Source organism: Salinicoccus albus DSM 19776 (genome assembly GCF_000385175.1).
Taxonomy (GTDB): Bacteria; Bacillota; Bacilli; order Staphylococcales; family Salinicoccaceae; genus Salinicoccus; species Salinicoccus albus.
Genome location: NZ_ARQJ01000015.1, coordinates 31013 through 44917 on the forward strand (window position 1 = coordinate 31013; position 13905 = coordinate 44917).

Genomic DNA, 13905 nt, shown 5'->3' on the forward strand with positions numbered 1-13905 from the left:
TCCTCCTTACACTGTATATTATACACTTTGAATGTTAAGCTTCTGTAAATTTCACCTCCAGATCTGTACCGATGATTTTTTCTATGTGTTTCTTTTGACGATTTGCCTGATATTCTTCGGCAATGGGATCCCCTTTATACTTCACATTCAGCACAAAATTATCGTCTGCCTTTTCCATATAGAGCTCTGCTACTACGCCCGTATCAGAAACATTCAGTGCATTGGAGAATTTCAGAATGCTGCCGAGCACCTGAATGGTTTTTATCTCATCGCTGCCGAACCATCCGGATTCCTTTGCATAAAACTGCAGCAGTGTCTTGTTCTTAAAGCTGGCAAGCAGTCCCAGCCGGACTCTGTCTTTATGGACAATACCGTTGATGTTGCTGTTGGTAATCAGATAATAGGTGTGCTGACTGGTGGCATCCCGGTCGATGAATTCCCCCAGATAAAAGATGTAGGCAGCACTCATCATCAGATGCTTCTCATGTTTTTGGAAACTGATGAAGTCAAATTTCTCCAGTTCATGGTAAACGCGTTCTGCAATTTCAGTACGCCTTGCTCCGGCAGATTCATTAATATGAAAATTATTGGCAAGCTCTCTTAGGGAAGTTGAGAATATTTTAAATTTGTTAAAAGCATCCGGATTTTCCTTTGAAATGATAGACATCGCCAGTCCTTCCCTCAGGCCCTTGCGGCTGAATTTAAATTCTTGAGCCTTAACAGTGCTGTATAAGCTTTTAAAGACAATCGATGCCGGCAGAATGATATCACTGCGATCTTTACTCAACCCGTCTATATCATCCAGATCATCCTCATCTGTATCCTTGAGCAGTTTATATACATCTTTCAAATCGCTTTCCTTCATTGAAAATCCATGGACACCTGCAATCGGATAATTGATGGATGACTGGTGGATTCTGGCAATGCTTCTGGCGCTCCCCCCGATGGCTATGATAGGCACCTTGCGCTTTGGCAGCCATTTGACGCTGTTCAACTGCTCCCTGACGTATTTTTCAGTAGCAGCTATTGCTTTTTTATCATTATGCTTTCTGTCCTTAAAAAACATATTATGGAGCGTCACAGCGCCGAACGGCAGACTGACGGAGTGCATGAGATCCTTATCTTCAAAATAGGTGATCTCGGTGCTTCCGCCCCCAATGTCTATTGTGACAGCATCCATGTTACTGATGGTGTGCACAACAGCGTGGTAACCGTAGTAAGCCTCTTCGTCCCCCGTGATCACCTTGATGTTTATGCCAAGTTCATGCTTTACCCTTTCCAGGATTTCATCCACGTTGATCGATTGTCTAATGGCAGATGTCGCTACAGGATAAACATCCTCTACCCCATATTTTTCTGAAATCTGCTTGAAACTTTTGAGAATGGAAAGCAGCCTGTCGACCCCTTCTGTCTCCATCACGTCCTCACTGTCCAGAAAACTCTCAAGTCTGGCCGGCGCCTTGATATTCTGCAGCTCCTTAAGCCCAGTCTTTGCTTCATACTCAAACAGGACCAGCCGAATTGTATTGGAGCCGATATCTACTAGACCGATTCTTTTCATAAATTACTCCTTAATCTTTGGATTCGATCATATCTTCAGGATTGACCCACGCATCAAACTGTTCTGAGGTCAGCTGTCCGGATTCAACTGCTGATTCTTTTAATGTAATGCCTTTTTCATGTGCATTTTTAGCGATTTTGGCAGCATTTTCATAACCGATATGCGGATTCAATGCAGTAACCAGCATCAATGAATTATTAAGGAATCCTTCAATATTTTCTTCAATTGGTTCTATGCCTGTGGCACAATTCTCATTGAAAGTGTCCATGCCGTCTGCCAGAAGGCGGATGGACTGAAGGGTATTATAGAAAATAACCGGCTTGAATACATTCAGCTCAAAATTACCCTGGGAAGCTGCAAACCCTACCGTTGCATCGTTGCCGAAAACTTGGGAGGCCACCATTGTCAGCATTTCTGACTGTGTCGGATTCACTTTACCGGGCATGATTGAAGATCCGGGTTCGTTTGCCGGAATTTCTATTTCAGCAATACCGGCCCTCGGACCGGAAGACAGCCATCTGACATCATTCGCAATTTTCATCAGGTCAGCCCCCAATGCTTTCAATGCACCGTGCAGGTAAACCACTTCATCATGTGAAGTCAGCGCATGGAATTTATTCGGAGAAGATACAAATTCAAGTCCGGTCTGCTTTGAAATCTCCTCAGCTGCACGCCCGCCAAATTCAGGATGGGCATTAATGCCTGTACCTACGGCAGTGCCGCCGATTGCCAGGTTTTTAAGCTGCTGCTTCGATTCATCGACAAGCGTCTCACATTTTTCAAGCATATATCTCCAGCCGCTGATTTCCTGCCCGAGTGTCAGCGGTGTGGCATCCTGAAGATGTGTTCTGCCAATCTTGATGATCGCTTGGAATTTTTCTTCCTTTTGCTCGAAGGTTGCTCTGAGAGCTTTCAGCGCTGGCACCAGTTTGGCTTCAACAGACTGCAGAAGTGCGATGTGCATTGCGGTTGGATACGTGTCGTTAGAACTTTGTGATTTATTGACGTCGTCATTCGGATGGACTTTTTCTCCGCTATTCTGATTATCCAGGTATTCGTTGGCCACGTAGCTGACCACTTCGTTGACGTTCATATTGCTTTGCGTGCCGCTGCCAGTCTGCCAGACGACAAGAGGGAAATGTTCATCCAGTTCTCTGTTAATGATTTTGTCACATGCGAATATGATCGCTTCTTTTTTATCATCGGAAAGCTTTCCCAGTGCATTGTTCGAAACAGCTGCAGCTTTTTTAAGATGGGCAAATGCCGACACCACTTCCATCGGCATTGTCTCCTGGCCGACCGGGAAATTCTGTCTGCTTCTTTCCGTCTGTGCCGCCCAATATTTATCAGCGGGTACTTTGATTTCACCAATAGTATCTTTTTCGATTCTGTATGACAATTAAAAAACCTCCTGAAAAATTAGTATTCATGGAATATTTTATACTAATTTAGAGGAGGATTCATCTCTTATTCATGATTTTTAATTTCTGCTTCCTTTTCAGTACCTGAGTTTTCATCAGGGGGAATCGATAATATAACCGTCAGTTTCCCTTTTCGTCTCTATTACGCCTGAATCTAAGCGAATTCTGAAGTATAGTATTCTGCGATATCCGGATCGAGTCTCGAAGCTGCTGCACTGTCAAGCACAACAGTGACCATGCGGTGCTGTTTCACCTTGGAAAAAGCTTCCGAGCCATTCTCTGCAGCATCATATAAGTCCCTTACAGCTTTAGCTTTATCTTCACCGGCTGCCACGAGTATCAACTCCCTGGCAGCAAATAAAAGCTCATCATCACCGCTGCCGCTATATCCGACACCGCCGTTGGCCCCGATGTTCAACAGTGCAAGATTTACTTGTTTTTTGCCGCCCAGGATGCTGCTGAGCTGTTCTGAAGTGCCGCGTGTCTTCAGCTGATTTTTCGGAATATCCAGATGATTAAAGATATCAGCATCACCATTACTGTTAACAGTTGCGATATAAACCTGTGAAAAATCTGCCGGATGCTGTGTCACTTCCCCTGCAAATTTTTCATATGTCCAGTCCAGATCCTTATTCAGTTCAAGTGCCAGAATACTTTCAGGGTTGTTATGCACTTGTTTCCTTAAAATATCACCCGTGTATATGCTGAGCAGCTCATCGTCATTAAAAATTTTGAAATTCATAGCCATGGTGATTCCTCCTAATTTTCTCACTGTCAGTTCTATTGTACCCTCAAGATGAAGGTTTCTAACAATAAATTTCCCGCATACAGCTTTTTTCTTTCAGCCGTTTGGTTTATAATGGAATTAAGCATGATTACAGGAGGCGCAGTTTATGAAAGCATTTCTTATACTTATGGTGTGTATCTCATTCCTGACTTCGATTCTGACCGCTTGCCGCGAATCCGAATATGGTTACAAAGACAACGGAGAAAAGAGACTGAATTAATCATTGATATGATCGTTCTATAAAAAGGTACATAACAGTTATGTGCCTTTTTTTTACTGTCCCAGGTAGCCCTGCTTCTTAATCACTGCGTCCACATCCAGACGCTGTTTTTTTCTTAACATTGGAATGACCTGATCGCTCCACGTATCATCACGTTCACCGTCTGTACGCGCTTTATAGTATTCGCTGATTCTCTGATCATACGCTTCAATGCTCTCCTCCGCCGCTTCAAAAGGCATATATGTGTTTTCCTGGTAAACCGCATCAAAAGGCAGGCGTTCTTTCCTGCTTCCTTCATGGTCAGGTACACCAGTCACCATGCCAAACAGAGGTACGACACCTTCAGGAAGTTCCAGAATTTCAATCACTCTGGCCATATCATTCCTGAGTGAACCGATATAGCATATCCCAAGCCCCATACTTTCTGCAGCTATCGCCAGATTCTGGGCTGCAAGTGTTGCATCAACGATACCGACGACAAGCTGTTCAGTCTTGTCATATTGGATCGGCAGCCCTTTTTTCTCCGACAGCATCCTGTGCCTGTAATAATCCATCAGAAAAACAAACAGGTGTCCGTTATTTTCCACATATGGCTGCGTACTGACTTCTTTGAGCGCCGCCTTTTTTTGCGGGTCTGTAACACCCATAATCGTATAAGCCTGCACATAGCTGGATGTGCTTGCACTCTGAGCGCTGGCCACCAGTTCCTTTACGGTTTCCCGCTCAAGCGGCTCATCCTTGAATTTTCTGATTGATCGATGGTTCTTCAGCAGGTTGATTGTTTCGTTCATTGTGTGCCTCCTCCTAATGTAGTTTCGGATAGCCCTGCTGCCTCAAGGATTCAAAGAGCAGTATTGCAGCAGTGTTTGCCAGGTTTAAGGACCTTATTTTATCGTTGATTGGTACTCTTAACGCAGTATCTGCATATCTCTCTTTCATCCACTCCGGCAGCCCGGATGTTTCTCTGCCAAAGACAAAATAATGATTTTCTTCAGCATCACTGAAATCCATTTCTGTATGGTATTTTTCTGCAAACTTGGTAATCATATAATAGTTACCTGATGTCTTTTCAATAAATTCCTCTGCATTGTCGTAATATCTGATATCCATATTGTGCCAATAATCGAGTCCGGCTCTTTTCAGCATCTTATCATCAGTGGAAAAGCCGAGCGGTTTGATCAGATGAAGTGTTGTGTCTGTACCTGCACAGGTTCTGCCGATATTCCCGGTGTTCGTAGGAATCTCCGGCTGGTACAGTACGATATGATTTGTCATTTCCATTTCTCCCCTAAACTGCTTCCTGGACGCCTTTAAGCATTTCACGCTTCACTTCTTCGTCCGCTTCTATTATATATCTTTCATTGATATATTCAAGTGCCTCAGACTGCAGGATACGTCCGATGGCCCAATACGCGGTGCCTTTTATGACAGGTCTTTGATCATTTTCAGCCACCCGCTTCAATACATCGATTGAGTCTCTTTCTTTATAATGTGCCAGGGCAATGATTGCATTTCTCTGGATCGGTTTCTTGCCCCTCCAGACACCGGCAAGGTGACCATAGGTCCCCTTGAAATCCTTGTTCGAAATCTCAAGCAGACCTGTCAGTTCCGGTTTCAATACTTCCGGCTCCAATTCAATGTCTGCATGATGATCGGTATTGATGCCTTTATTTCTTGGGCATACCTGCTGGCACGTGTCGCAGCCGTACAACCGGTTGCCGATCTTGCTGCGGTATTCATCAGGGAGAAACCCTTTGGTTTGAGTCTGGAAGGATATGCATTTCTGTGAATCCAGCTGCCCATTGCCCATAAGGGCTCCTGTCGGACAGCGGTCCACACATAAATTACAATCCCCGCATGAATCAATCAGTTCCTCATCCGGGGGGAATGGAAAACTGGTAATCATTTCACCCAGATAGGAATATGTACCCAGGTTCGGGTTGATCACAAATCCATTCTTTCCGATGTAGCCAAGGCCGCTCCGCCTGGCGACCTCCCTGTCACTCAACACGCCGGTATCGACCATGGATCTGGTTTCAACGCGAGGATCCAGTTCCCTGATATACGCTTCAAGTTTGGACAGCCGCTGGTTCAAAAGCGTATGATAGTCCACCCCCCATGATGCTCTTGCAAATAACCCCCTGCGCTCCCCTTTCCTGCTCTTCGGTGCGTCCGGCATCTTATTCGGATACCCCACTGCGATCGAAATGATACTTTCAGCTGAGTCCAAAGATAGCTCCGGTTCTGTCCGCTCTGCTGCCGTGCCTTTTTCAAAACCGGAAGCATAGCCTCTTTTATGATAGTCGATCAATTTCTCCTTGAACTCCAAAAAAGGTTCAGCATGGGTGAATCCAATCTCATCGATACCGATTGAATATGCATAATCCACCACTTTTTTCTTAAATTCATGACGATCCATTTTTTATCCCTCCCTTCAGTTAAAAAATGCGTGATTCTCATATATTAAAATAAAAAACACTTACGCAATTAATGTTCCCGATAATCGCAGATACGTCTCTGCCAATTATTATATTATATATCAGGATTCCCTTTTCTGACAAACAGAAATAAGGAGAGGGGCCGCCAGAGGTCCCTCTCCTTATTTAATCCATCCCGGATTATTTGATACAATCCTGCATTGCCTTGCGAATACGCGGCGGAATCATGACTACTGAAGCATCGAGGTCTTCAGGCCGGAATGTTTTATCAATGCATTCCTCCCAATACCTTACATGTTTGCTGTCCATTGGCGTATCATCGTCATCCAGTTCGTGTCCACTTTCATCCTGAACGCTGTACCAGTAAAGATATTCGTGTTTGCCTACCTGCTCCCTGAAGATGGTTTCAACAAACATCTTTTCACCTTCAAGCGTCATCAGAACATCATCCATATGCTCCTGCATATAAGTGATCCACTCGTCTACACGCTCGCTCTTGCCTTCTTTTACTCTAAACTTAGTAAGTTCGACCTTCATATGTCTGCCCCCTCACCTTTTACATAGCACATCTATATTAACCCATTTATGACTTAATTGAAACACCATAATGATCTGCTGCAGATCAAAGGTATGGGATAGAGTGCCTGAACAACACGATTGATATTAACATCATTCATACTCGTTTAGCAAGCGCTTTTTTAAATTTTTCAATATGCCTCTCCTGCAGCCATTGATTATGATTCATCATTACCGTTGTGCTTACTTACATTCTTCAGGTGATAGACAATTCTCTTCAGGCTTTTGCTACGTCCGTTTTAAAATTTCTGCAATCCGGCTCCTGGCTCTCATCCCTTCTTTTATCGGTGACAACGGAAAATTATGATTCATCATTGGGTACTCGCAGTAGTTATAAGGCGCTTTACTATCTTCGAGTCTTGACTGAAGCTCCCGCACATCAGGCAGACAGATTTCGCGGGTACCCACAAAGATTGAAATACAGGGCAATCCATTAACAGACCCATACACAGGAGAGACTTTATAATCATCCGGGGCAGCGTTACCCGCCCACATACTGCCGATTTTACTTAAATTTTTCCTTCCGAGCATGGGATCTTTACGCTGATACTCAGGTATCGCTGGATGGCTTAATGTGGCATCAAGCCAGGGTGATATTAATATGAGTGCCTTTGGCAGCGGCTTTGCTTCATTACGCAGCATCTGAGTGAAACCGAGCGATAATCCGCCGCCGGCGGAATCCCCCATTATGACCAGGTCGCCCTCTGTGTTATCGAACTGCTGCTCATATAATGCTTCTATGAGTGCATACGCTTCTTCATGGCTGAATTCCGGCGCCTTGGGATATATTGGAACGAGGAATACCATCCCTGTCTCCTGCACGAGCCTGTCCAGAAACCACCAGTGAAACGGCTGCGGCTGGTTGATATATCCTCCGCCATGGAGATAAAGAACTCTTCTGTCTGAAATTTTTTCATCAGGTATTATTTTAAATATTTTCATGCCGCGAATATAGAAAAATTCACTTCTGGAATCAATAATCATGCCATTTGGAATGTGATATTCCCTGCGGTTGCTTTTAATCTGTTTGCGGATAAACTTCTGATCAATCTTTTCAGGCAGTATATTAGCGGTCTTAACCATCATTTCAGCAAGACGGCTGCCTAAACTCCTTTGCTGGATATGTTTGGTATGTAATGCAAAAATGATAGCGCCTGCCAATGAGACCGACAAACCTAAAACATTCAATTTCGTAAAACTTTTCATTGCCGTCACACTCCTCAGTGTTTAATAACCATTAAGAGGCGCATATAAACAAAAAAGAGCCATATCCCTTTCATTTAAGAGACATGGCTCACCCAATTATATTAACCTTCAGCTTTCGCGCCGAATTGGAGTTCCAGGTTCGCTTTCACATCTTTACTGACAAGAACACCGCCGGTTTCAAGCTGGGCATTCCAGGTCAGACCAAATTCTTCACGGTCGATAGTGAATTCGGATTCGAAACCGTAAACCTCTTCACCGCTCATCGGGCTCACGCCTTTACCGTTATAAACGAGTTCAAAAGTTTTTTCTTTAGTGACTCCAGCCATCGTAACATCACCGGTCACTTTAATTGTACTGCCTGATCTTTCTACACTGTTGGAAGTGAAAGTGATTTTCGGGTTATTTTCAGTGTCAAAGAAATCTGCGGATCTTAAGTGATTATCGCGATCTTCCTGACCGGTATTAATGCTTGAAACGTCAATTTCAGCTGTTACTTTAGCATCTGAAAAATTTTCAAGATCGTTTGTATCCACTTCAAACGTAAAATCCTCGAATTCACCTTTTACTTTAGAAACCATCATGTGTTTTATCTGGAAAGCGACTTCTGAGTGGACTGCATCTGATACGTAAACTGTCATAGTTAAAAAACCTCCTGAAATTAATGTCTCGATTTCGAGATAATACAATAATACATCACTTATTTACTTTTTGCAACCACCAAACTTTAAATAAGTATATTGTGGATTACATTTCTGTTTACCCATTTTCAATCAAATAATTCATACTTGACAGAAAATTATATATCATTTAATGTGATATTAATTTAATAAACGAAATTCTTATCCAGAGAGGCGGAGGGACTGGCCCGACGAAACCTCAGCAGCGGATTGTCTGGCAATACCGTGCTAATTCCAGGAGCAGCAGCTCAAAGATGAGAAGCAGGATAACAAACTCCACTTTTCTTCTTAACGGATAGAGTGGAGTTTATTTCATCAGACTTTTATTTAAAGAAAGAGGGAATATAATGGCAAATTCGACAGTTAAAGCACCATTCAGAGCAGATCACGTCGGGAGCCTGCTCCGCCCCGACAGTATCCACAAAGCGCGCAGGGAATATAAGGCAGATAAAATTTCATATGAGCGGCTTAGATCCATAGAAACAGAAGAAATTAAAAATGCGGTGGATAAACAGATAGAAGCCGGTCTGAAAGCTGTCACAGACGGGGAATTCAGAAGACGCTTCTGGCATACGGACTTTCTGGAACATCTCGGCGGCGTTGAAGGATATGTGCCGGAAACCGGTTTTGCATTTAAAGGTGAAGAAACAGAGCGGTATGATGTACGGGTGACGGGGAAAATCCACTTCGATGAAAACCACCCCCATGTAAAGGACTTTATAGAATTCAAGGACATCGTCGGTGACCGTGCTGTAGCGAAACAGACAATTCCGAGTCCGAACCAGCTGTTTAACGCCGGTATCCGCAATACTGACATTTATCCCGATATCGAAGAATATGCAGACGATGTTATTGCTGCATACAAAGATGCCGTTAAAGCGTTTTATAACGCCGGATGCAGGTATCTGCAGTTTGACGATGTTTACATTGCAGGGCTCAATGCACCGGAGATTCCATTCAATGATTCCGGTTATGACCGGGAGAAGCTGATAGAACTCGCGCTCAGAGTCGCCAACGGGGTACTTGAAGAAAAACCGGCAGATCTCGTGATTACCACCCACCTGTGCAGAGGCAATTACCGTTCCAAATGGGCGTTCGAAGGAAGTTATGCAAAAATTGCCCCAGTGCTTTTTGCTAAAGAACAAGTAGACGGCTTCTTTTTGGAATATGACGACGATCGTTCTGGAGATTTTGACCCGCTTTCCTACATTCCGCAAGGAGCGCCCAAAGTTGTACTGGGCCTTTTCACTTCAAAACATGGTGATTTAGAGGATAAGGAAACAATCAAAGAAAGAATCGAAGAAGCCTCCAAATACATCCCTAAAGATCAATTATGTCTAAGCCCGCAATGCGGGTTCGCTTCAACCCATCATGGCAACATTCTTACAGAAGATGAACAATGGGCAAAACTGAAATATATCGCAGACCTTTCAGAAGAGATGTTTGGGGAATAATCATTGGTGAAAGGACTGATCAGACGGATCGGTCCTTTTCGTTATTTATGAGATTCACAATACACTGCGGCTGAAAACTGACATCTGACAGAATAACATGTTAGTATACATTAATTCTCTTTTTCAAAGTAGTGTGTCTAATATTCTCCATATATTTAAATCATATGAAACGCCTTAAATTATGTGTATAATTAAACTGAATTTAAAGTAAACGGAGAGGATTTAATGAAGGTGAAAACTTTATCAGCGATGACTGAAAAAGGGATGGATAAAAAGATCAACGAGTTTATGTATGAAAATGGCCAGGCTGAAATCATCGATATTAAATTTTCTGCAGGCAACACTTTTGCTGTATTAATCATCTATAAGGACTGAGAAGAGAAAAGACATCCAAATCAAAATGATTTGGATGTCTTTTCTTATCACAAATTTTAGAGATGGAACCGTCTGCCAAGCTGAGTGAGAAAGGACTGCTGGGCAAATAACAACATTACTGCGATGGCAGCAAATGCATACGCTGCTGCCAGTGCACTCGGCCATAATACCGTTACAATACCGGCCGCAATCAGTATGGAAGGCAGGAAACCAAGCCCAATCGTAATAATCAGAAAGCTGAAATAACTGCTCCATTTTATGCGTTTTGCCAGCACAATACCGGTAATCATGATCATGCCTGAAATGATAAGTAAAGGCAACACGTAATTTACAGACCATGTCAGCAGACCCGATCTTGAGTCGATGAGCAGAAGCAGCAGTGTCAGACTTACTATCTGTATCACAATCTTGCTTCCAAGATGTGACTTTGACAGTATCGTATGATTAAAGGAAACGATAAAATAGGTAACCGATCCGGCAACGTAAAATATCCATAAATAATGTGGCATCACCGATATATTGATAAAAAGACAAGTCATAATTATAAAAAAGCCTGCCAGGATTGCAAAGCGCGGTGCTCTTCTAAAACCGAATTTCATCCCCTTATAGGATGGGTACCGGTATTCTCTGTCAGTATCATTGTCTGAAAGCTGTGTCTGGCATAGCGGGCATTTGGCCTGTCTGGTCCATGTACTGCATTCTGCACATTTAATCATTCGTTTCCCCCCACTCATTGGAATACACTTCGATTTTTGCCCCGGTCTGTTTTGTCAGCTCATTGAAGAACCCCCGAACGATGTCCGTCTCTTCAATTGACTGGGAAAATGTAATCGTCAATACATTATTAATAGTTGCAACGCCACATCCTACCGGACTTTTCCTGGTTGTATAAATCGCCATTTCCATCCGCTCAATGTAGTTTTTCATAGATTCAGACAACATAACATTCCCCATATTTGTCATTGTCATTGTCTTTGTCCTCTCACCGATATAATTAAAACCATACCGCATTGCAGGATACTTTAAAAATACCGGTATACCTCTTGTAAAGAAGCTGTTCTGCAGATAGACATGCTGATTGATACTCTTTTGAAGCGACTTCCTCCCGGTGCGTCTTATCATTTCTATATTCACTTTATCTACAATGTCTGGAAAATGCATTTTATCATTATAAGTGACGCCTATATTCGCAACAGAGAAAAAATTTCTTAAAGTGTCGGATGGAAACTGTCTTCTCAGATTGACCGGGATGGCTACTGTTATATGTTTATTATCGAATTTTTTTGTTTGAATTTTTACACCTACAGTATGAATCATAAGCGCTGCAAGGTATCCTGTCAATGTAGTACCAAGATTTTTTGCATAATCGTTCACCTTTGCCGCATCCATCACACCGTGGATCATATTGATACCAGCGGACCTGAACTCCGTTCCTTTTATCTGGTACGCCGGGGAATTTTCATTCCTGAAGACATTTCTCTCTTTTTTATCCGCGTAGATATGAAAGCTGTCCTCTGTCTCTTTACTGCTTGGATGATCTTCCGGCAGCAGGATGAAACCATCGTCAGACACATCTCTTTTTTTGTACAGCAGATATTGATACACAAGGGTTTTTAAAAATTCTAATGCCCCGGTACCGTCTGTCAGTGAATGAAAAACTTCCAACGAGACCTTTTTGTGATAATACAATACTCTGAGAAGATAGCCGTCATTTTCAGAAGGTTTAATCGGTGCGCATGGGTAATTGGATTCTTCCCGTACAAAGAGCGGTGCATCGTTTTTCTCCATATAATCCCAGAACAATCCTTTCTTTACACGGACAGTCAATGTCGGAAATCTTGGAATGATGGCATTAAGCGCTTCCTGTAGCACTGGAGGTTCGACCTCCTCTGTGAGAAGCATCGAAATCCTGTATACATATGAATTTTCTGCATTGGATACTGCATGAAAAATTTTGCCTGTATTATCTATACGGTACCAGCTGTCCATACTCCACCCCCTGAAGAAATATTATGTCCTATTATGACATAATAATCGCCAAAAGACTTTTTTTGAATCATTTATGTATCAGTGACCATAGGACCTATGATCACCCTAACGTTTCTTATCTTCTTTTCAAAATGTCTTTAACGGCCTTTACTATATCTTTAGGCTCTTTCTTCCTGCTGTCCGTAATGTTTCTCTCCTTTCTGAATTGATATGTCATCTGCTCCCTCGATTAAAAGTACAAAAAAGGCAGCCAGAAAACTATATCTGACTGCCTTCAAAAATTTTATTGTTGAAATCAATTTAATAGTTCTATAAAGTACCACCGGTCGGGTTCGAACCGACACTCCCGCAAAGGGAATTGGATTTTGAGTCCAACGCGTCTGCCAATTCCGCCACGGTGGCATGACATTATCAAAGTAAATATAAATAAGATGGAGCGGAAGATAGGATTTGAACCCATGTCTTGCTTCAGGAAGAAGCATGTTCTAAACACTAAACTACTTCCGCGTTATTATAATGGAGGCGCCAACCGGATTCGAACCGGTGATAAAGGATTTGCAGTCCTCGGCCTTGCCCCTTGGCTATGGCGCCTTCAAACTGGGCTAGCAGGATTCGAACCTACGCATAATGAGACCAAAACCCATTGCCTTACCACTTGGCTATAGCCCAATAAATGGGGCGGCTGATGGGAATCGAACCCACGGGTGCCGGAGCCACAATCCGGTGCGTTAACCACTTCGCCACAACCGCCATGGCAGGGGTAGTAGGAATCGAACCCACATCGAAGGTTTTGGAGACCTCTATTTTGCCATTAAACTATACCCCTATAAATGGAGGAGGAGAGATTCGAACTCCCGAACCCGAAGGAGCGGATTTACAGTCCGCCGCGTTTAACCACTTCGCTACTCCTCCACTGGATAAAAATGGTGCCGGCCAGAGGAATTGAACCCCTAACCTACTGATTACAAATCAGTTGCTCTGCCAATTGAGCTAGGCCGGCTAAACTGGAAAATGGTGGTTCAGGACGGAATCGAACCGCCGACACTGTGAGCTTCAATCACATGCTCTGCCGACTGAGCTACTGAACCACTGCATATAATCTTTTAAATGGCGGTCCCGACGGGAATCGAACCCGCGATCTCCTGCGTGACAGGCAGGCATGTTAACCGCTACACCACGGGACCTGATTTAAAAATTGCGG

At 43.2% G+C, this 13905-nt stretch carries 13 protein-coding genes, 10 tRNA genes and 1 riboswitch; of the genes, 2 read left to right on the forward strand and 21 right to left on the reverse strand.

The features are described from left to right. Positions 1-34: 34 nt before the first annotated feature. The 9 genes from ppx to G343_RS0101535 form a co-directional block, all read right to left on the reverse strand. Positions 35-1561 carry an exopolyphosphatase gene (ppx, locus tag G343_RS0101490; protein WP_020006360.1) on the reverse strand — a complete coding sequence of 509 codons (1527 nt, stop codon included), beginning with the start codon at positions 1559-1561 and terminating at the stop codon, positions 35-37. Positions 1562-1571: 10 nt separating this feature from the next. Beyond that, entirely contained in the window at positions 1572-2960 is a 1389-nt protein-coding gene (gene fumC, locus G343_RS0101495; protein ID WP_020006361.1) for a class II fumarate hydratase, read from the reverse strand. Positions 2961-3136: 176 nt separating this feature from the next. Beyond that, the gene (locus G343_RS0101500) at positions 3137-3730 is read right to left on the reverse strand and encodes a 6-phosphogluconolactonase (RefSeq protein WP_020006362.1); all 594 of its coding nucleotides are present in this window, start codon (positions 3728-3730) and stop codon (positions 3137-3139) included. Between the two features lie 312 nt (positions 3731-4042). Beyond that, complete coding sequence (gene nfsA, locus G343_RS0101510; protein ID WP_020006364.1) at positions 4043-4780, reverse strand: oxygen-insensitive NADPH nitroreductase; 738 nt, start codon at positions 4778-4780, stop codon at positions 4043-4045. 13 nt (positions 4781-4793) lie between these two features. Further along, entirely contained in the window at positions 4794-5264 is a 471-nt protein-coding gene (gene trmL / locus G343_RS0101515; protein ID WP_020006365.1) for a tRNA (uridine(34)/cytosine(34)/5-carboxymethylaminomethyluridine(34)-2'-O)-methyltransferase TrmL, read from the reverse strand. Positions 5265-5277: 13 nt separating this feature from the next. Then, positions 5278-6408 (reverse strand): tRNA epoxyqueuosine(34) reductase QueG, encoded by a 1131-nt coding sequence (queG, locus tag G343_RS0101520; protein WP_020006366.1) that lies wholly within the window; start codon positions 6406-6408, stop codon positions 5278-5280. A 199-nt stretch (positions 6409-6607) separates the two neighbouring features. Continuing rightward, the gene (locus G343_RS0101525; protein ID WP_020006367.1) at positions 6608-6964 is read right to left on the reverse strand and encodes a DUF6176 family protein; all 357 of its coding nucleotides are present in this window, start codon (positions 6962-6964) and stop codon (positions 6608-6610) included. 267 nt (positions 6965-7231) lie between these two features. After that, a complete protein-coding gene (locus G343_RS0101530) occupies positions 7232-8209 on the reverse strand; it encodes an alpha/beta hydrolase fold domain-containing protein (RefSeq protein ID WP_020006368.1) in 978 nt (325 codons plus the stop codon). A 101-nt stretch (positions 8210-8310) separates the two neighbouring features. Continuing rightward, the gene (locus G343_RS0101535; RefSeq protein ID WP_020006369.1) at positions 8311-8847 is read right to left on the reverse strand and encodes a YceI family protein; all 537 of its coding nucleotides are present in this window, start codon (positions 8845-8847) and stop codon (positions 8311-8313) included. A 198-nt stretch (positions 8848-9045) separates the two neighbouring features. Then, a riboswitch (SAM riboswitch) is annotated at positions 9046-9147 on the forward strand. An 86-nt stretch (positions 9148-9233) separates the two neighbouring features. Between G343_RS0101535 and G343_RS0101540 the strand changes: the two genes are divergently transcribed. Both G343_RS0101540 and G343_RS15090 read left to right on the forward strand, forming a co-directional pair. Then, positions 9234-10340, forward strand: coding sequence for a 5-methyltetrahydropteroyltriglutamate--homocysteine S-methyltransferase (locus G343_RS0101540; protein ID WP_020006370.1), 1107 nt, complete (start codon positions 9234-9236; stop codon positions 10338-10340). A 225-nt stretch (positions 10341-10565) separates the two neighbouring features. Next, the gene (locus G343_RS15090; protein WP_020006371.1) at positions 10566-10715 is read left to right on the forward strand and encodes a sporulation protein Cse60; all 150 of its coding nucleotides are present in this window, start codon (positions 10566-10568) and stop codon (positions 10713-10715) included. Positions 10716-10771: 56 nt separating this feature from the next. Here G343_RS15090 and G343_RS0101550 read toward each other — a convergent pair whose 3' ends face one another. The 12 genes from G343_RS0101550 to G343_RS0101610 all read right to left on the reverse strand — a co-directional run bounded on the left by G343_RS0101550 (position 10772) and on the right by G343_RS0101610 (position 13888). Then, positions 10772-11431, reverse strand: a complete 660-nt coding sequence (locus G343_RS0101550; RefSeq protein WP_020006372.1) for a DUF6320 domain-containing protein — start codon at positions 11429-11431, stop codon at positions 10772-10774. Then, positions 11424-12704, reverse strand: a complete 1281-nt coding sequence (locus G343_RS0101555) for a hypothetical protein (RefSeq protein WP_020006373.1) — start codon at positions 12702-12704, stop codon at positions 11424-11426. Before G343_RS0101555 ends, G343_RS0101550 begins: the two co-directional genes overlap by 8 nt. A gap of 317 nt (positions 12705-13021) precedes the next feature. Further along, positions 13022-13106: transfer RNA gene (locus tag G343_RS0101565), tRNA-Leu, on the reverse strand. A gap of 30 nt (positions 13107-13136) precedes the next feature. Continuing rightward, positions 13137-13211 (reverse strand) — tRNA-OTHER (locus G343_RS0101570). Between the two features lie 10 nt (positions 13212-13221). Next, positions 13222-13295: transfer RNA gene (locus tag G343_RS0101575), tRNA-Cys, on the reverse strand. Between the two features lie 6 nt (positions 13296-13301). Beyond that, a tRNA-Gln gene (locus tag G343_RS0101580) sits at positions 13302-13373 on the reverse strand. A 5-nt stretch (positions 13374-13378) separates the two neighbouring features. Further along, positions 13379-13454 (reverse strand) — tRNA-His (locus G343_RS0101585). A gap of 2 nt (positions 13455-13456) precedes the next feature. Next, positions 13457-13530 (reverse strand) — tRNA-Trp (locus G343_RS0101590). A gap of 5 nt (positions 13531-13535) precedes the next feature. Further along, a tRNA-Tyr gene (locus G343_RS0101595) sits at positions 13536-13616 on the reverse strand. 12 nt (positions 13617-13628) lie between these two features. Then, positions 13629-13704, reverse strand: a tRNA-Thr gene (locus G343_RS0101600). 12 nt (positions 13705-13716) lie between these two features. Next, positions 13717-13792, reverse strand: a tRNA-Phe gene (locus G343_RS0101605). Positions 13793-13812: 20 nt separating this feature from the next. Then, positions 13813-13888 (reverse strand) — tRNA-Asp (locus G343_RS0101610). Positions 13889-13905 lie beyond the last annotated feature (17 nt).